Below are 24405 nucleotides of genomic sequence, written 5' to 3'. Positions count from 1 at the left end.
TCACGCCTGCGCGGGCACCCTGGTATCGAGCGGATCGGCGGCGTCCACCGAGTCGAGCCAGTTGAGGATCTGTTCGGTGTGCTGCCCGAGCACCGGTGGTGCAGCGTGCTCGGCGCGTACCAGCGAGTCGCCGCCTGCCGTTTCCATCCGCAGCGACGGGCCGGGCAACTGCACAGGTCCCACCACCGGGTGCTCGACCTCGAGCAGCAGGCCCTGGCTGCGGGTCTGCTCCCACTCGTAGACCTCGTCGATCGTCCGGATCGACCCCGCGGGAACACCCGCGGCCTCGAGCGCGGCGAGCACATCGACCCGAGTGCGGCCGGCGAAGTCGGCCTCGATGGCGGCGATCAGTGCATCGCGGGCCGCGACCCGGTCACGGTTGACCGCGAACCGCGGATCGTCGGCCGACAGACCGGCGACCGGCGCGAACTTCGCCCAGATCGCCTCGCTGCCGACCGCGATCTGCACATACCCGTCACCACAGCGGAAACTGCCGTACGGGGCGATCTGAGGATGGTGATTGCCGGACCGCTGCGCGACCTGACCGCCGACGGTCCACTTCGTGCCCTGGAAGGTGTGCGCGCTGACCGCGGCGGCCAGCAGGGACGTCCGGACGACCATGCCCTTGCCGGTCTTCTCCCGGGCCGCCAGCGCTGCCGACACTCCGGCGGTGCCGTGGACACCGGCGAGGACGTCCGCCACGGGCACTCCGATCCGCGTCGGTTCCCCGTCGGGGTCACCGGTCACCGACATGAGGCCGGCCTCGCCCTGGGCGATCTGGTCGTAGCCCGCACGCGATCCTTCCGGGCCGTCGTGCCCGAACCCGGTGATCGACAACGTGATCAGCCGCGAGTTGAGCTCTTCGAGCACCTCCGGCGAAAACCCGAGGCGATCGAAGGCGCCCGGCCGGAGATTCTCGATCAGCACGTCCGCCTGACGGATCAGGCGACGCAGCGCGTCCTTGCCGTGCTCGGATTTCAGATCCAGCACGATCGATTCCTTGTTCCGGTTCGCCGACATGAAGTACGACGACTGCGGGTCGTCCTGCGGCCCGACGAACGGCGGCCCCCAGGTGCGGGAGTCGTCGCCGGTGCCCGGGGCTTCGACCTTGATGACGCGGGCGCCGAGGTCGCCGAGCATCATCGCGGCGATCGGCCCGGCCAGTGCCCGGGAAACGTCCAGCACGAGAATGTCATTGAGAGGTCCGACAGTCATGATGCGTTTCCTCCTCAGAGTGTGCGCAGGCGCACGTTGACCTGCTTGGTCTGGGTGAATCCGGCGATCATGCCCTCGAGGGACACCTCGCGGCCGAGGCCGCTCTGCTTGTACCCGCCGTAGGACTGGCCGACCATCTGGCCGCCACCCTGGTTGACCTGCACCCACCCGGTTTCGAGTGCGTGGGCCGTGGACAGGGCCAGGTCGAGGTTGTGCGTCCACACGTACGCGGCCAGGCCGTAGTGCGAGTCGTTGGCCATCGAGATGACGTCGGCGTGGTCGTTCCACGGGATCGCGACCAGGGCGGGTCCGAAGATCTCTTCCCGCGACAGGCGCCAGGTGTTGTCGGCGCCGGAGAACACGGTCGGGCCCATGTAGTAGCCGTCGGTGTTGCCGATCGTGTCGGGGGAGCCGTCGAGGACGGTGGAGACCTTGGTCGAGCTCAGGCCGTCCTCGAGGAATCCGTTCACCGACGCGAACTGCTTGTCGTTGATGATGGCGCCCATGTCCGTCGCCTCGTCCAGCGGGTTACCGACTTTCAGGCCGGCGAGGGTGGTGACGAGTCGGTCGAGGACCTGGTCGTAGATGTCCTGGTGCAGGAACAGGCGGGAGCCGGCGGTGCAGCTCTGGCCCTGCCGGTGCACTCGGGTGGAGAGCAGCAGCTGGTTGATGAAGTCGTCGTCGACGTCGACGTCGGGGAACACGATGGACGGGTTCTTGCCGCCGAGTTCGAGGGAGACGTGGGCCAGGCGGCCGCCGGCTTCGCGGGCCACGTGGCGGCCGACCTCGGTGGAGCCGGTGAAGGAGACCTTGTGGACGTCCGGGTGCTGCACGAGCGCCTCGCCGGCGACCCTGCCGGATCCGGTGATGACGTTGAGGACACCGGCGGGCAGGTATTCGGCGCAGATCTCGGCGAGCAGCAGGACGCTGAGCGGTGCGGCTTCGGCGGCCTTGACGACGACGGTGTTGCCGGCGACGAGGGCCGCGGGGATCTTGAAGCCGGCGATCATCAGCGGGGAGTTCCAGGGCAGGATGGCGCCGATGACGCCGAGCGGCTCCTGCCGGGAGTACTGCAGCTGGTCGTCGCCTGCGGGCAGCACGGTGCCCTTGATCTCACCGGCGACGCCGGCGAAGTAGCGGAACAGGTTCGCCAGGGTGATGACCTCGGGGCGGGCCTGGGTGCGCAGCGCGTTGCCGGTGTCGAGGGCGGTGAGCCGTGCGAGTTCCTCGGAGCGGGCGTCGATTGCGTCGGCGATCTTCGCCAGGATCCGGGCCCGTGCGGTGAAGTGCTGGGAACGCCACTGCGGGAAGGCCTTGTTCGCCGCGCGGACCGCCCGATCGACATCCTCGGTGCTCGACGACGGGACCCGGCCGATCACGTGCTCACGCAGGACCGGGGTCGTCACGTTCGTCCATTCGCCGGAGCGGGCTTCGACCCAACCGCCGTCGACGAACATGGGGTAGTCGCGGGCTTCGGGAATCGCGAGATCAGCGAGTGTGGACTGTGTGGAGGTCATGTCGGAATCTCCTTGATAAGGGATAGCTCTGCTGCGAGTGCAGCGAAGACGGAAGCAATGGGGGCAGTGCTAGGGAGTGGGCGCGACACTTCCGCGCTCGGACAGCGCGTCGATCGCGTGGGCGTAGACGTCGTCGACCTCCCCGTCCGCATCGACCGTCAGCAGCAGTGCCGAGTAGTAGTCGAGCAGCGGGCGGGTTTCGTCGTGATAGACCCGCAGACGTCGACGGATGACGTCCTCGGTGTCGTCGGCGCGTCCGCGGGCGAGCATCCGCTCGACGACGGCATCGTCCGCGATCGAAAAGTCCAGGACAGCGTTGATCTGGATCAGCTGCTCGGCCAGGAATTCATCGAGGGCAACTGCCTGAGCCACGGTGCGGGGGAAGCCGTCCAGAATGAATCCGGCGGTCGTGTCGTCGTCGGCGAGTCGCTCCACCACCATTCCGATGGTGACGTCGTCCGGCACCAGTTCGCCTGCATCGAGGAACGACTTCGCTCGCAGGCCCAGTTCCGTGCCCTGCGCGATATTGCTTCGGAACAGGTCGCCGGTAGAGATGTGGGGGATCTGCAGTTCCGACGAAAGTGACTGCGCCTGAGTTCCTTTACCCGCTCCGGGCGGTCCTGTCAGAATGATGCGCACAACAAATTCCTTTCGCGTCGAGCGGGGGTGACGACGGTTATGCCTGGGCGTCGAGGGCGCCGGAACGGATCGCCGTCACGATCGCGGAGAAGTCACGGCCCGGGCCGTCCTGAGCGACGAACTGTTCGTAGAGTTCGGTCGCGCGCCGTCCGAGCGAGGTGTCCACCCCGTTGTCGGTTGCGGCGGCCTGCGCGAGGCGAAGGTCCTTGAGCATCAACGCACTCCCGAATCCACCCGCGTAGTCGCGGTTGGCGGGGCTGGTCGGAACGGGACCGGGGACCGGGCAGTTGGTCGTCAACGCCCAGCACTGACCGGACGCGGTCGACGAGACGTCGAACAGTGCCTGGTCGGTCAGGCCCAGCTTGGCGCCCAGCGCGAAAGCTTCGCTGACGGCGATCATCGAGATTCCCAGGATCATGTTGTTGCAGATCTTCGCGGCCTGCCCGGCCCCGGCGTCGCCGCATCGGACGATCCGGGATCCCATGGCATCGAGGAACGTGGCAGCCTGGTCCACCGCGTCGGCCGGACCGCCGACCATGAACGTGAGGGTTCCGCCGTCCGCACCGACGGTGCCGCCGGAGACGGGGGCGTCCACGGCGCTGTGACCGGCGGCGACGGCGAGTTCGGCGGCGGCCCGCGCGTCGGCGACATCGATCGTCGAGCAGTCGAGGAACAGGGTTCCCGGCCGTGCCGCCGGGACCAGGTCGGCGTAGACGTCGAGCACGTGCTTGCCGCTGGGCAGCATCGTGATGATCACGTCGGCATCCTCGGAGGCGGCGACAGCACTGTCAGCGAAGGTGATTCCGTGTGCTTTCGCCTTCTCCGCGGCCGCCGGGGAGGGATCGAATCCGACGACCGTGTGGCCGGCTCGCGTCAGATTCGTGGCCATTCCCAAGCCCATGTTTCCGAGCCCGAGGAAAGCGATCTTGCTCATCTGTACTCCTTGTGGTTGCCGACGTTCCACGCACGCGCATCGATCCGGACAACAGGTCGTGGGTGAATCCCGGGAAGCGGGCCGCTGTGTGCGTCGCTCTCCGCCGGGAACGGTTTCGAGTGTGCCCGCGCGGGGACGATCGCGGAATCACCGAACCTGCAAGGGGGATGTGCAAAATTGCATCGCCGCGGCCCACCGGCAACTCTGAGGAGCCGAAATGCGGGCGAGGTCTAGCCGGACGTTTCGACGTACGACGCCAGGTTGGCCAGCGAGGACGCGATGCCGGCCTCGTGGTCCGCCTGGTCGATGCCGGGTGGCACGTCGGTGGCGGTGACGGTCACCTCGGTTCTGTCACCGGTGGCGGTGAGGTGCCAGGTCATCGTCATGGTGCCCGCGAACGACGGGTCGTCGGCCTCGAACACCGCCTGCTGCACCACCCGCTCGGCCGGCACCAGGTCGGCAAACCCGACGTCGACGACATCCGTCGCTGCCGAACTCTTGCCGGGGCTGTCGGCGGGGTCGAGGTAGGTGAGGACCATCCGGAACCCGCCACCGGGCCGAGGGTCCCACTGCTCGATCCGGCCCCGCATGCCCTCCGGTGGCAACCAGGCCTCGACGGATTCCCGATCGAGCAGGGCGTCGTACACGGTCGTCGGTGACGCCGCTATCACCCGACTGGCACGGTCGGTCCTTCCCATGGCCCGAGTCTAGGGCGGGGTCGTCGCGAACTCGGCGGTATCGGGTGAGCTGTCACAAAGGTGATCGACCGTGCGTCTCGAGGCAGGCTGCCCGATCCTCGATGCGGCTACCGACGTCACCGGTGCGATCGGCGAGGACCGTCGCGGTTTCCATCAGAGGGTAGATTCACAGTGATGTTGTGACGACGATCTCACGTCGTCGCGGCAAAATCGCAAGTCTGTGACTGGTGTGATGGTTGAGGATGGTCGGTTGAAGACACGGCAAGACGACGCCATGAAACGTGATCTGAGTGCGGTCGGATTGACGGAGGCTCACGAGATCGGCAGTGGTGGGTTCGGAGTGGTCTATCGGTGTCTGCAACCCTCTCTGGACCGAACGGTCGCGGTCAAAGTTCTCATCGGTGCGATCGACGACGAGAACCGGACCCGATTCTTCCGCGAGCAGCGTGCGATGGGTCGCCTGACCGGCCACCCGAACATCGTGAATGTCCTCCAGGTGGGTTCCACAACGAGCGGGCACCCCTTCATCGTCATGCCCTATCACCCGTTGGACTCGTTGGAAACATTGATCCGGGACGACGGTCCACTTCGTCCCGATCAAGTGTTGAGAGTGGGGGTCCGAATCGCCGGTGCGGTGGAGACCGCTCATCGGCTCGGGATCCTGCACCGCGACATCAAGCCCAGCAATATCTTGCTCTCGAGCTACGGCGAGCCGGCGCTCACCGACTTCGGAATCGCGCACATCGTGGGCGGGTTCGAGACTGCGAAAGACACGATTACGGCATCGCCTGCATTTGCGGCGCCGGAGATCCTCAGAGGTGATCCGCCGACCCCGGCGTCGGACATCTACAGCATCGGCGCGACCCTCTTCTGTGCGTTGACAGGCCACGCGGCATTCGAGCGCCGATCAGGAGAGAAGGTCGTGGCGCAATTCGTCCGGATCGCGCGGAATCCTCTTCCCGACCTGCGCGAACACGGAATTCCGGACGACATCGCCGGAGTGATCGAACACGCCATGGCACGCGACCCTCACGACCGTCCAGGAACCGCTGTCGACTTCGGTGATGAACTACGCGCCGTCCAAGCGCGGAATGGCATGGACGTCGATGAGATGGCGCTCCTGGGGGAGGAGCCAGTGGCGCCGCTGGGGCGACGCGATGCCGTTTCGGCAGAATCCACGGAAGAGCACTCAGGCCGCCGAACCGCGCGTCAGAGTCGCGCCGGAAATCTGCCCCTGGAGTTGACCAGCTTCGTCGGCCGCCAGGTCGAACTGTCCGACGCGAAAAGTATGTTCGACACCGCGCGGCTCGTGACGTTGACGGGGATCGGCGGAGTCGGGAAAACACGGCTCGCGTTGCGACTCGCCGCTGACCTGCGAAAGAATTTCCCGCACGGTGTCTGGCTGGCGGAATTCGGTGAAGTCTTGGATGAGTCCGTCCTCATCGACGTCATCGCCCGAGCCCTCGGTTTGCGAACTGGTCACACGGATCCCATGGACGAGATCGTCCAGTTCCTGATCGATCGGAAGTTGCTGATCGTGCTGGACAACTGCGAGCACGTGATAGCGCCGGTAGCGCGATTTGCAGAGACGATTCTCCGAACCTGCCCCGAGGTCTCGATCCTGACGACGACTCGCGAGCCTCTGAACATTGCCGGCGAGTCCGTCTTGCGCGTGCCATCCCTGAGCACTCCCGCCGAGGACCATGAGCCCGCATTGATGGCATCACCGAACTACGACGCAGTCGCGTTGTTCGAGGAACGTGCCGCCGACGCGGTGCCGGGATTCGAGCTTTCCGATGACAACATCGACACCGTTGTGCAAATCTGCCGTCAACTGGACGGCCTGCCCCTACCCCTCGAATTGGCGGCAGCGCAGTTACGGGCGATGTCGCTCAAGCAGATCGCTCAGCGGCTGACCGATCGATACAAACTGCTCACCCATGGAAACCGTGCGGCACCGGCTCGTCAGCGCACCCTTCTCCTCTGCGTCGAGTGGAGTTACGACCTGTGTTCGGTGCTGGAACAGCAGATATGGATCAACCTGTCGGTGTTCGTCGGCATCATTGAACTCGACGCGGCAGAGGGCGTCTGTGAGGAGATCGATCGAGACGAGCTACTCGACGGCATCTTCTCGCTCGTCGACAAGTCGATTCTCATTCGGGAGGAGCACGGAAACGCTGTCGGATTCCGAATGTTGGAGACGATCCGTGAATTCGGGCGAGTAAAAGCACGCGAATCCGGCGATCACGCGAAACTTCGGCGTCGGCATCATGATTGGTATCGCCAGTTGGTACTCGATGCCGAGAGCGATTGGATCAGCGTCAGGCAACTCGGATGGATCGCCCGACTCGGCCGCGAACAGTCGAATCTCCGCGAGGCCATCGAGTTCGCGGTACTCGAGTCCGACGAACGAATGAACGGCTCCGCGCTCGAGATTACGGCGGCACTGTTTCCGTTCTGGCTTTCCCGCAACCTGCTCAGCGAGGGGAGATTCTGGCTCGACCGCGCCCTGGAAACGCGACCTGTCTGCGCGTCGGCAGATCGAGTCAAAGCCCTGTATGCCAACAGTGTGCTCGCTGAACTGCAAGGCGACCTTTCAGCTGGTTCGAACCTTGTCTCCCAGGGCGAGTTGCTGGTCGCCGAGATGTCAGATCCCGTCAGTGATGCCCGAGTTGCCCACGCCAGGGGAATTCTCGAACTCTACAGCGGGAATATGCTGCAGGCGTCCGAGAGGCTCGAAGAAGCTCTCCAGACATTCGGCGAACATGCGGAGGTCGGAGTGCGTGTATGGATTCTGATGATGCTGGGGCTGGCTTACGAATTGGGTGGCAACAACGAGCGGGCGATCGCGTGTCACAACGAAGTACTCCGCATCACCGAGGCACGCGGCGAATCGGTTTACCGCTCGTACTCGTTGTGGGGTATCGGTATCGCGGTGCTCAGGCAAGGAGACACTGTTCGTGCAGAGCAATATATGCGTGAGTGCCTTCAGTTCTGCCGTCTGATCGACGAGCCGCTCGTCACAGCGTTGTGTCTGGAAGTTCTGGCGTGGATCTCTGGTCGTAACAGCGACTTCGACCGAGCCGCCCTGCTGTTGGGCGCGGCGGAGTCGCTTGGATCTGCAGTGGGAAGCTCGCCTCTACTGTTCGAGGAACTTCGCAGTCACCACACCGAATGCGAGGCATCGACTCGCAGCAGCTTAGGTGAACGAGGTTTTCGATCGCGGCACCGCAAAGGGTCGCGGTTGGGTGCGAAGGAAGCCATCAAGCTGGCTCTCATCGAGTCCTAGACGATCTCGCCCGGGCCGATTACTGGCCGTACATCTCCCAGGTCAAAGCCTGGTTCATCACCTGAGGATGCTTTCGCTCGAAGAAGGCACGCGTGTCGCGCATGTGCTCGCTCATGGCATCCCGTGCACGGTCACCGTCGCCGTCTTCGATTGCTTCGCAAATCTGATCGTGAATCACCGCAACCTGCTTGCGTGAGGCTTTGCTGTACACAACACCCAAGCGCGCGCCGTCGATGATCCAGTCGAGCGAATTGAGGAAGTAGGAGATCAGCGGATTCCGTGCCCCCTCCGCGATCAACTCGTGGAACCTGTGGTTCTCGTAGAGAAACGAATCTTCGTCGGAGATGTTCGCGCGCATGGCGTCGACCGATTGGCGGAGTCCGTCGATGACCCGGTCATCACCGTTCTGCGCGCAGAGGGAAGCAGCGATAGGCTCGATGTATTCACGGGTCTCAAGCACGGATCGAAAAGGAGTGTCCGAGAACTGCATCAGGAGGGCAAGCGTGCTCGCCAGGTGCCGTGAGTCCGGCAGTCCTACGGTGGGTCCGCCTCCTCGGCCCGGGCGGATCACAATCACGCCCTGCTGCTCCAGCACACGTAGCGCCTCACGAAGAGTGCTTCTCGCGACGCCGAAAGTTTCGTACATGTCCGATTCGACCGGCAGTGGGTCGCCTGGCTTCAGGCCTTGTTCCTGAATCGTGTGCACGATGCGCTGAGCGACCATCTCGGCGCGTTTGAGGGGCATCGCGGGAAGGCGTGTCAGCGGGGTGACGTCCCGGAACAGTGGCAGGATCTGGGTGACGGTCTCGCCTGCTGTGGACGGGCGACCGGAGCGTGTGCGACTACTGGCCGTAGTCGACCCTGTCACCTTTTTACCTGGCATATGTTCATCATACATTCGGGACCCCTCGCTCAGCGGTGCTGCCCCGGCGTCGAGTTGGCCGCCGCCGAGGGTGCCGGCCGAACGCTGATCCGACCGGGGGTTGACGGAGTGATTCTTTGACAGTAAACATATCTATGTTATGCATCTAATGCTGTGCTCCGGCCAGATGGTACCCGAGACGGCACCTGCCGAGGCGTGATCAGAACCGACACGGAGTCGCTGTCGAGTTCGAAGGGAGTTGGCATGCGAACTTATCGGCCGCATCCGCAACAATCGGGGCGGGCCTGGGAGGTCGCCGATGTGAAGGTGCTGCAACCGCTGCTCCTCGCAGGCAATCACGCTGTGGTGACAGGCGCCGGAAGCGGTATCGGGCAGGAAATTTGCGTTCGCCTGGTCGAGCTCGGGGCGACGGTGACGGGGGTCGGTCGTAACGAGTCCGCGCTGCAGCGGACGGCGGAGCTTGTGGGAAGTGCGCAGGGCAGCTTCCGGTGGTTCTCGGTCGATGTTCGAGACTGCGTGCAGGTTCGAACCATCATCTCCGAGGCGTCGGCCGAGTTGGGCATCGATCTTCTCGTCAACAACGCGGGCGGACAGTTCTATGCTGAGGCAGAGAAGATCTCCGACAACGGATTCCGCGCCGTGGTCGATCTGAACCTCAATGCGGTCTTCACCGTCATCTCCGAAGCCAAGCAGTTTCTGGCCCGGCGGGGCGGCAGCATCGTGAACATCTCCCTTTCGGGTGTCGAGCGGGGGAGCGTGGGCCTCGCGCACTCGCTGGCGGCCCGCGCGGGCGTGCTGGCGATGACGAAGACGCTGGCACTGGAGTGGGCTCATCTGGGCATCCGCGTCAATTGCCTAGCGCCGGGTGTAGTGATTTCGGACTCGCTGCCCGATGACATTGCGTCATCCCTGCGGGATCACGTAGTTCCCGAGTCGGTGCCGGCCGGCAGGCCCACGCCGGCCGCGGACGTCGCCGAACTCGTCGCGTTCATCGCGTCGCCGGCGGGTCGGATGATCACTGGGCAACTGTTGCAGATCGACGGCGCCGCGCATCTCGGACGCGGTTTGCACATGGTCGACGAATGGCCGCCGGCGGAGGAGGGTTGCGACGAATCGCGACGATGACATCCTCGCATTCGCTGTGAAGTGGTGTTGCGCCCGCTGAGCCAAGTGAACCGGTTGTGCCGAAAGTGATTCGGCAAAACCGGTTTTCGCCGGTCGTCTACCCGATGATGTCTGATACTCCCGGCACCGGACGACCCTCGGTGATCAAACTCCATGCCTGATCCCGTCCTGCGGCGACCGCGGTTCGGGTGAGCAACTGATCCCACTGCGACACGGATCCGAACTCCGAGCGCCATGCGAGCACAGGCAGGGTGTACCGGTGGAGCTCATGCTCATGTGTCGTGCCAATGGCGCCGTGGACCTGATGGGCACTGCGGACCACTGTCGAGGCGGCATGACCGGCACAGGACTTGGCCACCGCGACGCTGAAGGCAGCGCCGGATGTGTTCCAACCCTCTCTCTCGACTCGGGCGACAGCCGAGTCTGCGGCGGCGCGTGCGAGCGCGGTCTCGGATGCGATTTCGGTGACCAGGCGTTGTACTGCCTGGAACTTCGCCAGCGGCCGGCCGAACTGGACGCGGCTGGACGCGTGCTCGATCGACAACTCGACGATCCGTTCCATCGCCGCGCACGTTTGCAAGACGCGGGCGAGGGCCCCTCGCAGGATATAGGTCTCGGCGACGTGGTGCGGAACTGTGGTCCAGTGCGCATTGTCGACATCGATTGTGACGCGGTCCCGCGGCTCGCCGGCAACATTCTGCGCCGTGATGATGGTCGCCCGTTCTCTGGCGATGTCGGAAACCATCCACGATGATTCGGTGCGGCGAAGAGCCACCAGAAATTCGGCGTCGCGTGCCCACGGCACCACGCTCGCCTCCCGAGGGTCGTTGAGCAGGAGGGCTGTTCGCAAGCGACCGTCCATGGGAAGGCCCGCCGTCTCGAGAAGCCATCCGGCCAACAGGTCATGTTCGGCAACGGGGACGTGGACGGCCGCTGCTGCGGCGGCACCGAGCAGCACCGCGGAGGCGTGCCAGTCAGCACCGCTGCCACCATGGGATTCGCCCCCGGTCAGCCGCGCGAGACCGAGATCGCCGAGTACCGCCCACAGCTTCGGATCGAATGCTGCGGCATCTCCCGGGTGCGGAAGGGCAGTGCGATGGGTCGCGAAGACCGATTCCATCATCTCGACGAGATCCGGATCGACCGTCGTATGTGTGTTCATCAGCGCAGTCCTAGTTCTCGTGCGACAACACCCTCGAGGATCTCATTGGTGCCGCCCCGCAGAGTGAAGCCGGGTCGTTGGACGATTGCCTGGTCGACGAGGTCGGTGAAGAGATCGGCGTCGAGGCCGCGGGCGTCGCGATTCATGAGGACATCCGCGTAGTCTGCGATGTCGCCTTCGGTCGCGGTGCCCAGCAGTTTGACCGCGGCGGCCGCACTGTCAGCCGGCTCGCCGCGGTGCAGGGCTCCGGCGACGGCGGAGGACATCTGGTGCAGTCCTGCAATTCGGGCAGTCAGGCGACCCAGGTCGCCGTCGCCCCGAATTCGTTCGGTACGGACCTGTTCCACCGTCTCGGCAAGCAGGGCGAAGGTCGACAGAAAGCGCTCCGGACCGCTGCGCTCGTAGGCGAGTTCGGACGTCACTTGCCGCCAGCCGTCACCGATCCGGCCGAGTACCATCTCGTCGGGAACGAAAACATCCTCGAGTATCACCTCGTTGAAGTGATGGCTTCCTCCCATCGAGATGATCGGTCTGATTTCGACTCCCGGTGACCTCAGCTCGATGATGAGTTGGCTGAGGCCGGCGTGCCGGACGTCCGGGTCCTTCGGTGATGTCCGGACGAGAGCGATGAACGCGTCCGCACGGTGAGCTCCCGACGTCCACACCTTGGTCCCGGTGATTCTCCAGCCACCTTCGACACGAACGGCTTTCGTGCGAACGCTCGCCAGATCCGATCCGGAGTCGGGTTCACTCATGCCGATGCCGAAGAAGCACTCGCCCCTTGTGATGGCAGGGAGGAACCGGTGTTTCTGCTGTTCGGTGCCGAATTTCAACAGTGATGGAGCGATTTGCCGGTCCGCGATCCAGTGGGCCGCGACCGGGGCGCCCACCGCTAGAAGTTCCTCGGTCACGGCGAATCGCTCCAGGTGCGACCGCCCGTGTCCCCCGTATTCGGTGGGGATGGTCATGCCGATCCATCCGCGTTCGGCCAGCAAGCGCGTGAACGCGGGGTCCCACCCGGTGAGCCAGGTGTCGACTCCTGGTGTGAATACTGCGTCGTCGAGACACTTGCGGAGGAAGCCACGCACCTCGGCGCGAAGCGCATCGTATTCGCTCGGATCGTCGACGGCGGGTGGGATCAGTCGAGTCTTGCTCACCGGGGGCTCCTTCCAGAACAGGCACGACGCACGCGGCGCCGGACCCGCGACGTCACGACGGACTCGCTGCCACCAGCGCGGCGAGACTGGTCAAGCCTGCCTGGTACATGCCGCTCACTGCTTGTGCCAGCTCGGCACCTTGCGCGTCGTCGACGGCAGCGAACTGCGCGGACCACACGATCTTCGATCCGCCGTCGGCCGTGGCGTGCACCGCGAACCGTGATGACATCGCATCGAGTACGAGCGGGCCGTCCACGTAGTCGTAGGTGTAGTAGCGTTCCGCGTCATCGTGCTCGGTGATTCGTTCCCGCGCCTGTCCGGCTCCGGTGAGTTCGACGTGGCGCACGTCGCCGTCCATCCACGACTTCCCCACGGCGGGAGACCACTCGGCGATCGAGGCGGGGGCGCCACACAGCTTCCAGATGTCCGCGGCGGGCGCAGGGGAAAGGGTGGTCTCCTCGACAGTCATCGGGACACTCATAGGTTCCTTGCCTTTCGTGAGGTGTGGTGGGTGTCATCGGGCACCGAATCGTGGGCCCTCTCGTCGGGGCGAAGTGGGTCTGGCGCCGGCACCGATTGACGTTTAATATGGCAAATATAATTATAATTTCGTCGCCTGGCAAGGGCGCGACGCCGGTGCTTCCGTAGATGTGGTTGCGCCGAGGCACTTCAGCACCGAAAGGGATGGGATCAATGGACCTCCAGCTTCGCGGAAAGGTCGCGATCGTGACGGGCGCAAGCCGTGGACTAGGTTGGGCGGCGGCCGAAGCCCTGATACAGGAAGGCGCGTCAGTCCTGTTGGTGGCACGCACGCGGGAGGCGCTGGAAGATTTGCACGGTCGATACCCTGACCGCACCGCGGTGCAGACCTGCGACATGCGCGACATGGATGCGGTGGCGGCTCTCGCCGACGCTGCGGTCGAGGTGTTCGGTCGCCTCGACATCGTCGTCAACAACGCCGGCATCGCCCCGGCCGGGCGTTTCGACGAGCAGCCTCAGAAACTGTGGGACGAGGTCTTCGACGTCAACGTGCGCGCGCCCGCAGTCTTGACCCGTGCGGCGGCGCAACACCTGCTCCCGCAGGGGTCCGGCAAGATCATCAACATCGCGAGCACGTCCGGGCTCAAGGGAAAGCCGACATTGGTGGCGTACTCGTCATCCAAGGGCGCGCTCGTGCAATTCACGAAGGCACTCGCGGGCGAGTGGGCAAAGAGGGGCATCCAGGTCAACGCCATCGCCCCCGGTGCTTTCACCACGGACGCGCAGAGTGCTGTCACCGACTCGCCGGACGTTCTCGCGAAGCGACTGAGGAAGATCCCCGCCGGCCGTATGGGCGACCCGGCGGAGTTCGGTCCGCTGGTGGCATACCTGGCGTCCCCATTGTCCGATTTCGTTACCGGTTCGGTCGCCGTCATCGACGGCGGCGAGGTCAGCCGGCTCTGAGAGGTATCCCCATGATCATCGACGCACATACGCACATGTGGCCGGACGCGGTCGCCAAACGCGCCCTCGCCGGATCGGTACCGGATCTCGAACGTCGCGGTGACGGTACCGCGAGCGGCCTCAAGAAGTCCATGGCCGCAGCCGGGATCGACCGCTCGGTCTGCTTGGCCGTCGCGAACGACGGTGCGGCCGTGGACAAAGCCAACAAGTTCTCCGGATCACTCGATCCCGACTACTTCATCGGATTCGGATCGGTTCATCCCGAGCTGTCGGCGGAAGAGAACGTCGAGAGCCTTCGCCGGCACGGTCTGAAGGGAGTGAAAATCCATCCCTTCTTCCAGAAGTACGCTCTCGACGACCTGCGCATGGACCGACTGTTCGACGCCATGCAAGGCGAGTTCGCAGTCATCATTCACATCGGTTCCATCTCCACCGCCAGTTCGGAGGGCGTCTGCAGCCCGGCGATGCTGGCAGAACTGATCCGCAAATTTCCCAGGCTCGACGTCATCGCCTGCCACTTCGGCGGCTACCGGCAGTTCCAGGCGGCGGTCGACACGGTCGTCGGACTGCCGGTCTACCTGGACACCTCGTGGCCGCCGAGCCTTGCCGAGCTCCACCCCGCCGACGTACGGAAGGCGATCGAGGCGCACGGTCCCGAGCGGATCATCTTCGCCTCGGACTGGCCGATGGCGGATCAGGGGCGGGAGATCCAGGCCGTGCGTGAGTTGGGTCTACCCGACAGCGACGTCGACAACATCCTCGGACTCAATTTGGCGCGGTTGTTGAAAATTTCATCCTGATCGGCACCAAGGCCGAATCACGATCTTCGGTCCGAGGCACGACTCGTGTCTCGGATCGAAGCCGTCTGACAGAGCGGCAAATCGACTTCGAGTCGGTTCCGTAGGTGTGCTGCTGTCCGGTCGGAGGGTGTGAAAGCAAGCTTCCAGCTGAGGATTCCAATATTTGTTCCGTCGAAACGCACTCCGACCTTGCGTAGATAATATGATTATGGTTACGTTATTTCAGTACGTGTTGTGCGTCACAGAACGAACCGTCCGAGCACGACTCACAAGAGTCTGCCGGTCCTGATTTGGAGGTTATGGTGACAACCGCCACCGGTTTCGATCCGCTCGACTACCTGGTTCAGCAGAACCCTTACCCCTTCTACAAAGAACTTCGCCAGAACGCGCCGGTGCAGTATCTCGAGTCGGTCGGCGCGTGGGGAATCTTCCGGTACGCCGATGTGGAGAGCACCTTCAAGCATCCGGAAACTTTCTCCGCCAAGGATTTCACTACGAGCGCGTTCGGTGAGTTCGATCCCGTCCCCGAGGTGAAGTCCATCATCGCCACGGACCCGCCGGAGCATTCCCGCATCCGCCGCCTGGCCAACGCCGGCTTCCGGCCGGGTGCCATCAAGTCCATGGAGCCGAAGGTCGATGCCGTGGTCAACAGGTTGCTCGACAACCTGGAGAACAAGCGCTCGGAATTCGATCTGGTGTCGGATTTCGCCGCCTACGTCCCGGTCAACGTCACCGCGGACCTGCTCGGCGTCGAGGACCCGGACGTGCGGGAGGACTTCAAGCGCTGGACGATGGATCTGTTGAAGTCGCCCAGCCGCGGAGTTCTTCCCCAGGAAGAGCTCGACCAGATCAGCAAGAGTGTCGCCGAACTCCGTGCCTACTTCACCGAGCAGATCGAATACCGTCGAACCCATCCAGGGACCGATCTGGTCTCGGATCTTGTTCGCGCCGAGGAAGAAAGCCAGACTCTCACCGCCACCGAAATCTTGAGTCTGGTCGCGTTGATGCAGTTCGGCGGCTCCGAGACGCCGTCCCACCTGATCAGCTCGACGATATACAACCTGTTCACGCACCCGGACATCCTGGCCGAGGTGCGTCGCGACCCGACCAGGGCTCTGGCAGCGGTCCAGGAGACGCTACGTCAGAACTCACCCGTGCAGATGGTCTTCCAGACCTCCACGCGCGACGTCGAGGTCGCGGGCGTCACCATCCCGGCGGAGTCCATGGTGTTCGCGTACCTCGCGTCGGCCAACCACGACGACACGGTGTTCGACGAGCCGGAGCGGTTCATCCTCGACAGGCCCAACCTCAACAAGCACCTGTCCTTCGCCACCGGCGCGCACCACTGCATCGGTGCACCGCTCGGCCGCATGATGTGCGCGAAGGCCGTCAGCGGACTGCTGACACGCTTCCCTGATCTGCAGCCGCTGGAGTCGGATCCCGAGTGGATGCCGTCCTACTGGGTGCGGGGTCTGGCTCGGTACCGGTTCACTGCCTGAATGTCGACGGTTGCCGCAACAAGCACCATACGAAGGAAGGATTCCAATGCGCGCTGCTCGACTGCCGTCCACCGGCTCTGATCTCGTCGTCGAGGAGATCCCGGACCCCACGCCGGGGCCGGGTCAGGTCGTGGTGAAAATCGCGGCGTCCGGTGTGTGCCACTCGGACGTCACTATCCAAAACGCCGGACCCGGCATGCCCTCCGTGCCGTATTTTCCATGGACACTCGGGCACGAAAACACCGGATACGTGCATGCACTCGGCGACGGCGTGACCGACTTCGAGGTGGGGGATGCGGTAGCGGTATGGCCGGGGTGGGGTGATGGCACCTGCCGCGTTTGCAGGGCCGGTCATGAGCACATCTGCCCGAACGTCAGCTATGTAGGCGTGACCCAGCCAGGAGGGTGGGCGGACTACCTACTCGTTCCTGCCGCCCGGCACCTCGTTCCACTGGGCGACCTGGACCCCGTGGAGGCGGCGCCGTTGACCGACGCCGGACTGACCGCCTACGGGGCGGTCTCCAAGGTCCTGGACAGACTGCTCGAACCCGACCGAAGCGTGGCCGTGATCGGGGCCGGGGGACTGGGGCAGTTCGCGATCAAATACTTGTCGGCACTGACGTCGGCACGGATTGTCGCTGTGGACATCGACGCAGGCAAGCGCGAACACGCTCTCACGATCGGGGCTTCCATGGCGGTGGATTCCACATCCGATGATGCTGTGGGCCAGCTGTTGAACGTGTCCGGTGACGGCCTCGGTGTCGACGCGGTCATCGACTTCGTCGGAATAGACAGCACGCTCGCCCTCGCGGCCGGCGTCACCGCGCCGTGCGGTGCGATCGTGCTGGTCGGAATCGGGGGCGGCACTCTGCCCTTCGGCTACACGAACCCGAACCAGCAAGTGCAGGTGAGTACGAGCTCGCTCGGGTCGCGTGCCGACTTGGCTGCGGTCATCAGCCTATGGAAGGAACACGGAATCAACGCCGACGCCACGCGCTACAGTCTCGACGACGTCAACCAGGCGCTTCAGGATCTTGCCGAACACAAGATTGCGGAACGCGGGGTCCTCGTCATGTGAGGCTTCGGCGAGGCATCTGCTCCTCGTCACCGGTGGCCCTGGTTCGATCTCACGCAGAGATCGAACCAGGGCCGTTTCGATTCCCATTCGAGATGTGTGGAAAAATCACAAAGCGATCCGGACCGGTTGTCACCGGCCCGGATCGCATGTGCCCGAATGTTCTTGCTGAGTCAGACGTAGAGCGCCACTTCTTCACCCTCGACGTCGATGTTGTAGACGCGGGCGCGAAGTTTGAGCTTCGGCGCGATGACCGACTTGCCGTCGGACAGGTTGAATTCGTAACCGTGCCAAGGGCACCGCACGATCTCACCGTCACGTCCCCATTCGTAGACGTCGGGTGCACTTTCGAGCATCATGCCGGTGGGAGGGAGTGTGCACAGCGAGGCGCCCTTGTGGGGGCATGCGTTGCGCATAGCGTGGAAGGCGCCGCCGACGTTGAAGACGGCGATCTCCACGCCGTCGATGTCGACGACGCGGCGGGTCTCGTCGGGAAATTCGTCCAGTTTGCCGATCACGTGGCGTGTCATTGTGGTGCTCCAGTTGTGCGATGAGACCGTTTCCGTCGGAGGGAACGGTGAGGGTGATGGGTCAGATCCGTTCGATCAACGTGGCGGTGCCGAGGCCTCCGCCACAGCACATCGTGACGAGGCCGAAGCGGGTGTCGGTGCTTTCCAACCGGTTGACGATCGTGGTGAGTAGCCGGGCCCCGGTGGTGCCCAACGGGTGCCCGATCGCGATCGCTCCGCCCCAGGAGTTGACCCGGTCCATGTCGGCCTGGAATTCGCGCTGCCAGGCGAGCACGACGGAGGCGAATGCCTCGTTGATTTCGATGGCGTCGATGTCGCGGATGCTCAGGTTGTTGCGTTCGAGGATACGTGTGGTCGCAGGGATGGGGCCGGTCAGCATATCGACCGGGTCGACCCCGAGAACGACCTGATCCACCACGCGTGCGCGCGGCCGGAGTCCGTTTTCCTGTGCGAACTGGGCGCTGGTGAGCAGGACGGCGGCCGCTCCGTCAGAGATCTGAGACGAGTTGCCGACGGTTACTTTTCCGTCGTCCGCGAAGACCGGTTTCAGGGCTGCCAGCGACTCCGCTGTCGCCTCCGGCCGGATGCCCTGGTCGGCGTCGACCTTGGTGCCGTCGACCTCGATCGGATGGATCTCCCGGGCCAGGTGTCCGTCCCGGACAGCCGCGGCGGCGCGTTGGTGGGACCGGGCGGAAAACTCGTCCATTTCGGCGCGACTGATCTGATAGCGATCGGCCAAGCGCTCGGCGGCTATACCTTGCGACACCAACGGGTAGCGTGACGTCAGTTCCTCGGTGAACGCTTGTCCCCACTGCTCCTGCGAACCGTGGTGAACGCGGAAACCGTTGCGGCCCATGTGCTCGATCCCGGCGGCGATCACGGCACGATCGATGCCGGCCGTGATGGAGGACGCCGCATAGTGGGCTGCTTGCTGGCTGGAGCCGCACCGGATGTCCACCGTCGTGGCGCCCGTCGTGGCCGGAAGACCTTTCTGCAGCCAGGCGGTGCGGGCAATTCCGGAGGACTGTTGCGCGATCTGGTTGGCGCATCCGGTGATGACGTTGTCTACGGTGGCCGGATCGATGCCCGCTCGTTGCAGGACACCTTCGTAGCACTGTCCGAGCAGGTCGGCGGGGTGCACGTCTCGGAGAACGCCCTTCTCGGCATGCCCGCGGCCGACCGGCGACCGGACCGCGTCGATGATGACGGCCTGATGCGCGGTGTCGGTGCTCATCGTCGGGCTCCTTCCGGGGTGGTCGCGGCCTGGGCCGCACCGTCGGCGAGGACGTTGTTCACGAGCGTCTTGGAAATGCCGAGGCGGAGGATTTCCGAGGAGCCCTCGTAGATCCGCATGGGGCGGGCCTGACGGTAGAGGCGCTCGAGCTTGGAGTCGCGAACGAGCCCGAAGCGGCCGGAGATCTGCACGGCGCGGTCGGTGATGCGGCCGGCCGTCTCACTGGCGACCAGTTTCGCCATGGAGCTGAAGTGCAGCGATGCCGCCGGGTCTGCCCGGGCCATGTCGGCGGCCTTGTACGTCAGGAGGCGGGCCGCCTCGAGTTCGGCCCAGGACGCGCCGAGCATGTCGGCGACTGCGCCGAGCTTGGCGAGCGGGCGCCCGAACTGCACTCGTGTCCCCGCGTGCCGGGCCGCCTCGTCCAGCGCCGACTGAGCGAGGCCGATCGATGCTCCCGCGACCGAGACGCGGAACACCGCCAAGGTGGCGAGCACGTGCTCGAGACCTTTGCCGATCTCACCGATGCGGTTGTCCTCGTTCACCTCGACATCGTCGAACGCGAGCTCGGCCAGGATATGCGGAGCAATGATCTCCGGGGTGGGGGTGATGGTCAGGCCCGATGCGTCCGCGGGGACGAGGAACAGGCTCAGGCCCTGGTCCTCGCGGGCCAGCACGCAGTAGAAGCCGGCCGCGCCGCCGTTGGAGATGAAGGACTTGTTGCCGTTCAGCACCAGACGTTCACCGTCCCGGTGCACCTCGGTGACGATGTTCTTCAAGTCCGAGCCGGCGTCCTGCTCCGTCAGCCCGAGTCCGGCGAGGACCTCGCCGGACGCGACCTCGGGCAGCCACTCGTCGCGGAGCTTGTCGTTACCGGCCCGCGCCAGTCCGAAGCTACCGATACCCTGCAGCGCGAACAGCGAATCCAGGTGCGCCGACGTTCCCATGAGAACCTCGCGAACGACACACACCGCGAGCGGGTCGACGGCCTCGAACCGCCCGCCCCATCTTGCCGGCACGGTGAGTGTCCACAGACCGCTGTCGGCAAGCACTTTCCGCATGCCCTCGTGCACGGTGCTCATCGCGTCGGCTTCGACGGCGAATGGTTCGGCCGCGGCCGCGGCCGCGGCCGCTTCGTCGCGAATAGCGAGGTACTTCTGATCCAGTTCAAAGGCCATTAGTTTTCCTTGTCCAGCCGGGCATTGTCGACTCCGAATTCGGGACGGTCAGAGCCTACTGATTGCCGTGCAACGATTTTCACAGGTCCAACTTGAGGAATTTGCTCTTGGCGCGTGAGACGCAGATCATCATGCATTCGCCGCTCTCGCGCTCACTTTCGGTGAGCACCACGTCGTGGTGTTCCGGAGTGCCCTCGAGCACCATCACTTCACAGGTTCCGCAGGTGCCTTCCTCACACGAGGCATCCACCTCGACACCGGCTTCGGTCAACACCTCGAGGATGCTCTTGTCGGACGGTACCGTCAGCGTCATCCCCGACTGGGCCAGTTCGACCTCGATCGGACTGGCATCGGCCAGGTCCGGCAGATCGGCGCGGAACCGCTCTACGTGTAGCGCACCCACGGGCCAGGTGGATTCGCAGTGGTTCTCGATCGCGGCCAGCAACGGCTCGGGACCGCAGCAGTACACCGCGGCCCCGGGTCCGGGATCGGCCAGTTCGGTTGCCAGGTCCAGCAGTCCGTGGGTGTCCTGCGGGTGGAGGCGCACCTTGTCGCCGAAGCGCGCCAGTTCGTCCTGGAAGGCCATCGATTCGAGTGAGCGCCCACCGTACAGGAGCGTCCAGGGGGTGCCGGATGCCTCCGCCGCACCGATCATGGGCAGCATCGGGGTGATGCCGATGCCGCCGGCCACGAATTTGTATTCGGTCGCGGCCTCGATCGGGAAGTTGTTGCGCGGGCCCCGGCACTGCATCTTCGTTCCCGTGGACAGTTCCTCGTGGATATAGGAGGAACCTCCCCGGCTGTTCGGTTCACGCAGCACCGCAACGGTCCAGGTCTGACGATCGGCCGGATCTCCGCACAGTGAGTACTGCCGGGACAGCCCGTTGTCGAGGTTCATCTCGACGTGGGCGCCTGGAGCCCACGAGGGCAGTAGCGCACCATCATCCGCGCGAAGTTCCAACGCCACGATGTCCGGCGTCAGCATCCGTCGGTTGTGCACGACGAGGACGAGATCGACTTCGTCGTCGTTCGCAGTCAGCAGCAGATTCATGACCGTGGGATCCCAATCAGTTGATGCGGTCACCGTAAAACTCCCGTGGGTTGTCGAACATGATCCGGCGCTGGAGTTCCTCCGGCAGGCCGGCGAGGGCGTTGGTGGGGTCGTTGTAGTTCCAGTGCGGGTAGTCGGAGCTGAACATGAGCACCTTCTCCGCGTTGATCATGTCCATCAGCGAGGTCAAGTGCTCGCGCTTGGGTGGTTCGACGAACGGCTGTGTCGTGAACCGCATGTTCTCGTTGAGGTAGTCGCTCGGGTGCCGCTTGACCCAGGGGATCTCGTCGCGCAGCCCGTGCCAGTCGGCGTCGAGCTTCCAGGCGAGCTCCGCGATCCACGCGATTCCGCCCTCCGCAATGACCACCTTCAGCTCCGGGAAGCGTTCGAAGACACCGTGGCACAGCAGGCTCGCGGTGTTCGCCTGATGAATCTGGCCGAGCAGGGCATGCCATTCGATGTAGTACGTCGGGGTGCCTGCCATCCTGGGGGCGCGAGCGTAGACGTTCTCGGTGCCACTGGGGTGCACACAGATGGGGAGCCCGTGGCGCTGCGCGGCCTCGTAGATCGGGTAGTAATGCTTCTCGCCCATGAGGATTTCGTGCAGCGGCATGAAGATCTCGACGATTCCGGGGCGATCGGCCATCCGGTCGATCTCCTTGACGGCGAGCTCGGGATCCTGGGGGGCGATGACGAGCCCACCGCGGTACCGCTGGTCGAACTGGAGCCACCGCTCGCACATCCAGTCGTTGTACGCCGACGCGATGGTGGCGGCGACCTGCGGGTCGGGCATAGCGCCCAGGCCGAGTAGGTGTCCGGCCAGCAGAATCGCCCGATCGATGCCGGCTCCGTCGAGTAGCTGCGTGGCGGTGAAGGCAGGATCGGTCGCCGGGGACATGCCGGGGCGGGCGGTGTCGGCGCGCATCCCCCCGGAGGAGTTGATGTACAGGTAGTCCAGCGGCAGGTGGAACTGAGATGCAACGGTGTGGCCGCCGCCCAATCCGCTGCCGATGCGCTTCTGCCACGCCGTGCTCATGTAGGGCACGAGAGTCGCCAGCCCGTTCTCCATATAGGGATGGACGTCTGAGTCGATGATCGCCAACGATTGCTTCTTTTCGGTGGTCTGAGCTGCTGCATACGCGGTGGTCATGGGCACATTCCTTGGTTGGCGGTGTGGGATTAAATAGGATTATGTTATCTACCTTACAGACCGCCCTTGGGGTTGTCGAGATCTGGGTCACAGGCTCGCCATCCGGCGGCGCAGCGTCGTCGTTGACTTCTAAAACATATCTATGTTAGATACGTTATAGTGTTATTCCCATCACAGGGACGCACCACATCTCACTCGAATCCGAGAGGTTCTGATGACAACTATCGCGACCACTGACGAGCTCGACGTCACCATTCCCGAACTCGACAAGGTGTTCATCGCCGGTGAGTGGGTCACACCCACTGGTGCCGGCACCATCGACGTGGTCATGCCCTCGACCGAGCGGGTCGTGGCCACGGTTCCCTCGCCCACCACGGCGGACGCGGACGCCGCCGTCGCGGCGGCGCGGGCGGCGTTCGATCAGGGTCCCTGGCCGAGCATGCCCGTCGAGGAGCGGGCACGAATCTGCCGCACCTTCGCAGACGAGCTCGAAGCCCGGTTGGACGCGATGAATCATGCCTGGACGATCGAGTCCGGATACACCCGCGCGCACGGCGAGATGATCAATTCGGGTGCCGGCAGTGCGATCTGGGGTCATGCCATCGACATCGCGCCTACCCTGCCGTGGGAAGAGATCCGCACCAACGCCACCAGTGAGGTGCTGGTCCAGCATCAACCGATCGGAACGGTCCTGGCGATCCTGACCTACAACGGACCGGTGCCGCTGATGGGCATGAAAGTCATCCCGGCGCTGCTCGCCGGGTGTCCCGTGGTCGTGAAATTCGCTCCCGAATCGCAGCTGACTTCCCGCCTGATCATGGATGCCGCCAAGGCCGCCGGGTTCCCGGTCGGAGTCATCAGCGGTCTCGCCGCGGAGCTCGAGACCAGCAAGCATCTCGTGCAGCACCCGGGGATCGACATGGTCCACATGACCGGGGGCACTGCAGTGGCCAAGGAAGTGGTCGAGCAGACCTCGCACCGCCTTGCCCGGACAGCCCTCGAACTCGGGGGGAAGTCGCCGGCCATCATTGCCGACGACGTCGCCATCGACGAGGTGCTGGCGACCCTCGTCCCCGGCGCCACCGGCGGCTGTGGGCAGGTGTGCGTTGCGCTGTCGCGAATTCTCGTCTCCCGCAATCGTTACGACGAGGTCGTTGCCAAACTCGCCGCGGCGTTCGATGCCATCAAGGTCGGCGATCCCTTCGACCCGGACACCGATCTGGGTCCGCTCGCCAACAAGCGTTCCGTCGAGCGGACCGAACGGATGCTGGCCAAGGCGCTCGAAGAGGGCGCGGTGGTTGCGGCCGGCGGTAAGCGGCCGGACGGTCTCGAACGCGGCTACTACTTCGCGCCGACTCTGCTGCGCGACGTCACCAGCGACATGGAGATCGCCCAGGAAGAGGTCTTCGGCCCGATCACCGTCGTGATCGCCTACGACGATCTCGATGATGCGGTTCGGATCGCGAACGACACCAAATTCGGTCTCGCCGCGTCGGTCTATGCGCAGAACCGGGACACGGCGCTCGACATCGCGAAGCGTATCCGGTCGGGTGGAGTGGCGCTCAATCTCGCGGGTTGCTCGCTCACCGAGCCCTTCGGCGGCGTCAAGCAGTCCGGATGGGGGCGCGAATGCGGTGCCGAGGGGATCCTCGGGTTCACCGAACTCAAGCAGATCTTGCTCAGCGGGGCCTACTCGGGATAGTGCCGCACGGCCAATGTGGTGGGGAAGTGTCGGTGGAGGCTTCCCCACCACTTGGTGTGCCGTGGCCGCGATATCCGAGATACCGGTCGCCGCAATGAAAATATCGCCCGCACAACAGGACCGTATC

General features: G+C 64.5%; 21 protein-coding genes. 7 read left to right on the top strand and 14 right to left on the bottom strand.

The genetic code is table 11. The features are described 5' to 3' along the window. The 5 genes from CA951_RS18805 to CA951_RS18785 all read right to left on the bottom strand — a co-directional run bounded on the left by CA951_RS18805 (position 1) and on the right by CA951_RS18785 (position 5003). The gene (locus tag CA951_RS18805; protein WP_087558280.1) at positions 1-1215 is read right to left on the bottom strand and encodes a CaiB/BaiF CoA-transferase family protein; all 1215 of its coding nucleotides are present in this window, start codon (positions 1213-1215) and stop codon (positions 1-3) included. Between the two features lie 14 nt (positions 1216-1229). Next, complete coding sequence (locus CA951_RS18800; protein ID WP_087558279.1) at positions 1230-2732, bottom strand: aldehyde dehydrogenase family protein; 1503 nt, start codon at positions 2730-2732, stop codon at positions 1230-1232. 69 nt (positions 2733-2801) lie between these two features. Further along, positions 2802-3371: an adenylate kinase gene (locus CA951_RS18795; protein WP_087558278.1), complete on the bottom strand. Its 570-nt coding sequence runs from the start codon at positions 3369-3371 to the stop codon at positions 2802-2804. A gap of 37 nt (positions 3372-3408) precedes the next feature. Further along, a complete protein-coding gene (gene mmsB / locus CA951_RS18790; RefSeq protein WP_256973989.1) occupies positions 3409-4335 on the bottom strand; it encodes a 3-hydroxyisobutyrate dehydrogenase in 927 nt (308 codons plus the stop codon). A 200-nt stretch (positions 4336-4535) separates the two neighbouring features. Next, positions 4536-5003, bottom strand: coding sequence for an SRPBCC family protein (locus CA951_RS18785; RefSeq protein WP_087558276.1), 468 nt, complete (start codon positions 5001-5003; stop codon positions 4536-4538). A 250-nt stretch (positions 5004-5253) separates the two neighbouring features. On the opposite strand from CA951_RS18785, the gene CA951_RS18780 reads away from it, so the two are divergent. After that, on the top strand, positions 5254-8292 hold the full coding sequence (locus tag CA951_RS18780; RefSeq protein ID WP_256973988.1) for a protein kinase: 3039 nt from the start codon (positions 5254-5256) through the stop codon (positions 8290-8292). Positions 8293-8311: 19 nt separating this feature from the next. Here CA951_RS18780 and CA951_RS18775 read toward each other — a convergent pair whose 3' ends face one another. Further along, on the bottom strand, positions 8312-9190 hold the full coding sequence (locus CA951_RS18775) for a FadR/GntR family transcriptional regulator (protein ID WP_087558274.1): 879 nt from the start codon (positions 9188-9190) through the stop codon (positions 8312-8314). Positions 9191-9418: 228 nt separating this feature from the next. Here CA951_RS18775 and CA951_RS18770 point away from each other — a divergent pair, with 228 nt between their 5' ends. Continuing rightward, positions 9419-10300 carry an SDR family NAD(P)-dependent oxidoreductase gene (locus CA951_RS18770; protein ID WP_087558273.1) on the top strand — a complete coding sequence of 294 codons (882 nt, stop codon included), beginning with the start codon at positions 9419-9421 and terminating at the stop codon, positions 10298-10300. Positions 10301-10397: 97 nt separating this feature from the next. On the opposite strand, the gene CA951_RS18765 is transcribed toward CA951_RS18770, so the two are convergent. From CA951_RS18765 to CA951_RS18755, 3 genes are read right to left on the bottom strand one after another with little or no spacing between them, the layout of a single operon-like run. Next, a complete protein-coding gene (locus CA951_RS18765; RefSeq protein ID WP_087558272.1) occupies positions 10398-11462 on the bottom strand; it encodes an acyl-CoA dehydrogenase family protein in 1065 nt (354 codons plus the stop codon). Continuing rightward, entirely contained in the window at positions 11462-12619 is a 1158-nt protein-coding gene (locus CA951_RS18760) for an acyl-CoA dehydrogenase family protein (protein ID WP_087558271.1), read from the bottom strand. The genes CA951_RS18765 and CA951_RS18760 overlap by 1 nt, the downstream gene beginning before the upstream one ends. Positions 12620-12671: 52 nt before the next feature. Further along, positions 12672-13088, bottom strand: coding sequence for an SRPBCC family protein (locus CA951_RS18755; RefSeq protein ID WP_179220239.1), 417 nt, complete (start codon positions 13086-13088; stop codon positions 12672-12674). Between the two features lie 179 nt (positions 13089-13267). Between CA951_RS18755 and CA951_RS18750 the strand changes: the two genes are divergently transcribed. The 4 genes from CA951_RS18750 (at position 13268) to CA951_RS18735 (ending at position 17439) form a co-directional block, all read left to right on the top strand. Continuing rightward, positions 13268-14062, top strand: a complete 795-nt coding sequence (locus CA951_RS18750; RefSeq protein ID WP_306300852.1) for an SDR family NAD(P)-dependent oxidoreductase — start codon at positions 13268-13270, stop codon at positions 14060-14062. 11 nt (positions 14063-14073) lie between these two features. Further along, on the top strand, positions 14074-14862 hold the full coding sequence (locus CA951_RS18745) for an amidohydrolase family protein (RefSeq protein ID WP_087558268.1): 789 nt from the start codon (positions 14074-14076) through the stop codon (positions 14860-14862). Between the two features lie 302 nt (positions 14863-15164). Beyond that, positions 15165-16361, top strand: a complete 1197-nt coding sequence (locus CA951_RS18740) for a cytochrome P450 (RefSeq protein ID WP_179220238.1) — start codon at positions 15165-15167, stop codon at positions 16359-16361. A gap of 46 nt (positions 16362-16407) precedes the next feature. Then, the gene (locus tag CA951_RS18735) at positions 16408-17439 is read left to right on the top strand and encodes an NAD(P)-dependent alcohol dehydrogenase (RefSeq protein WP_087558266.1); all 1032 of its coding nucleotides are present in this window, start codon (positions 16408-16410) and stop codon (positions 17437-17439) included. Between the two features lie 170 nt (positions 17440-17609). On the opposite strand, the gene CA951_RS18730 is transcribed toward CA951_RS18735, so the two are convergent. The 5 genes from CA951_RS18730 to CA951_RS18710 all read right to left on the bottom strand — a co-directional run bounded on the left by CA951_RS18730 (position 17610) and on the right by CA951_RS18710 (position 22576). After that, on the bottom strand, positions 17610-17966 hold the full coding sequence (locus CA951_RS18730; protein ID WP_087558265.1) for a Rieske (2Fe-2S) protein: 357 nt from the start codon (positions 17964-17966) through the stop codon (positions 17610-17612). Positions 17967-18027: 61 nt separating this feature from the next. Next, on the bottom strand, positions 18028-19200 hold the full coding sequence (locus CA951_RS18725; protein WP_087558264.1) for a thiolase family protein: 1173 nt from the start codon (positions 19198-19200) through the stop codon (positions 18028-18030). Continuing rightward, on the bottom strand, positions 19197-20375 hold the full coding sequence (locus CA951_RS18720) for an acyl-CoA dehydrogenase family protein (protein ID WP_087558263.1): 1179 nt from the start codon (positions 20373-20375) through the stop codon (positions 19197-19199). Before CA951_RS18720 ends, CA951_RS18725 begins: the two co-directional genes overlap by 4 nt. A gap of 79 nt (positions 20376-20454) precedes the next feature. After that, a complete protein-coding gene (locus CA951_RS18715) occupies positions 20455-21426 on the bottom strand; it encodes a PDR/VanB family oxidoreductase (protein ID WP_179220242.1) in 972 nt (323 codons plus the stop codon). Positions 21427-21442: 16 nt separating this feature from the next. Beyond that, complete coding sequence (locus CA951_RS18710) at positions 21443-22576, bottom strand: amidohydrolase family protein (protein WP_087558262.1); 1134 nt, start codon at positions 22574-22576, stop codon at positions 21443-21445. A 214-nt stretch (positions 22577-22790) separates the two neighbouring features. On the opposite strand from CA951_RS18710, the gene CA951_RS18705 reads away from it, so the two are divergent. After that, positions 22791-24278, top strand: coding sequence for an aldehyde dehydrogenase family protein (locus tag CA951_RS18705; protein ID WP_087558261.1), 1488 nt, complete (start codon positions 22791-22793; stop codon positions 24276-24278). The last annotated feature ends 127 nt before the right edge of the window (positions 24279-24405 follow it).

Source organism: Rhodococcus sp. NCIMB 12038, assembly GCF_002165735.1.
Taxonomy (GTDB): Bacteria; Actinomycetota; Actinomycetes; order Mycobacteriales; family Mycobacteriaceae; genus Rhodococcus_F.
The sequence above is the reverse complement of the archived record's forward strand: the minus strand, read 5'-3'. Positions and strand labels throughout refer to the sequence as shown.

Coding starts and splice junctions, on each gene's coding strand:
- CA951_RS18805 (WP_087558280.1), bottom strand. CDS start 1,215: ATGACTGTCGGACCTCTCAATGACATTCTCGTGCTGGACGTTTCCCGG.
- CA951_RS18765 (WP_087558272.1), bottom strand. CDS start 11,462: ATGAACACACATACGACGGTCGATCCGGATCTCGTCGAGATGATGGAA.
- CA951_RS18750 (WP_306300852.1), top strand. CDS start 13,268: ATGTGGTTGCGCCGAGGCACTTCAGCACCGAAAGGGATGGGATCAATG.
- CA951_RS18710 (WP_087558262.1), bottom strand. CDS start 22,576: ATGACCACCGCGTATGCAGCAGCTCAGACCACCGAAAAGAAGCAATCG.
- CA951_RS18800 (WP_087558279.1), bottom strand. CDS start 2,732: ATGACCTCCACACAGTCCACACTCGCTGATCTCGCGATTCCCGAAGCC.
- CA951_RS18730 (WP_087558265.1), bottom strand. CDS start 17,966: ATGACACGCCACGTGATCGGCAAACTGGACGAATTTCCCGACGAGACC.
- CA951_RS18735 (WP_087558266.1), top strand. CDS start 16,408: ATGCGCGCTGCTCGACTGCCGTCCACCGGCTCTGATCTCGTCGTCGAG.
- CA951_RS18720 (WP_087558263.1), bottom strand. CDS start 20,375: ATGGCCTTTGAACTGGATCAGAAGTACCTCGCTATTCGCGACGAAGCG.
- CA951_RS18755 (WP_179220239.1), bottom strand. CDS start 13,088: ATGACTGTCGAGGAGACCACCCTTTCCCCTGCGCCCGCCGCGGACATC.
- CA951_RS18785 (WP_087558276.1), bottom strand. CDS start 5,003: ATGGGAAGGACCGACCGTGCCAGTCGGGTGATAGCGGCGTCACCGACG.
- CA951_RS18715 (WP_179220242.1), bottom strand. CDS start 21,426: ATGAATCTGCTGCTGACTGCGAACGACGACGAAGTCGATCTCGTCCTC.
- CA951_RS18770 (WP_087558273.1), top strand. CDS start 9,419: ATGCGAACTTATCGGCCGCATCCGCAACAATCGGGGCGGGCCTGGGAG.
- CA951_RS18775 (WP_087558274.1), bottom strand. CDS start 9,190: ATGTATGATGAACATATGCCAGGTAAAAAGGTGACAGGGTCGACTACG.
- CA951_RS18725 (WP_087558264.1), bottom strand. CDS start 19,200: ATGAGCACCGACACCGCGCATCAGGCCGTCATCATCGACGCGGTCCGG.
- CA951_RS18745 (WP_087558268.1), top strand. CDS start 14,074: ATGATCATCGACGCACATACGCACATGTGGCCGGACGCGGTCGCCAAA.
- CA951_RS18705 (WP_087558261.1), top strand. CDS start 22,791: ATGACAACTATCGCGACCACTGACGAGCTCGACGTCACCATTCCCGAA.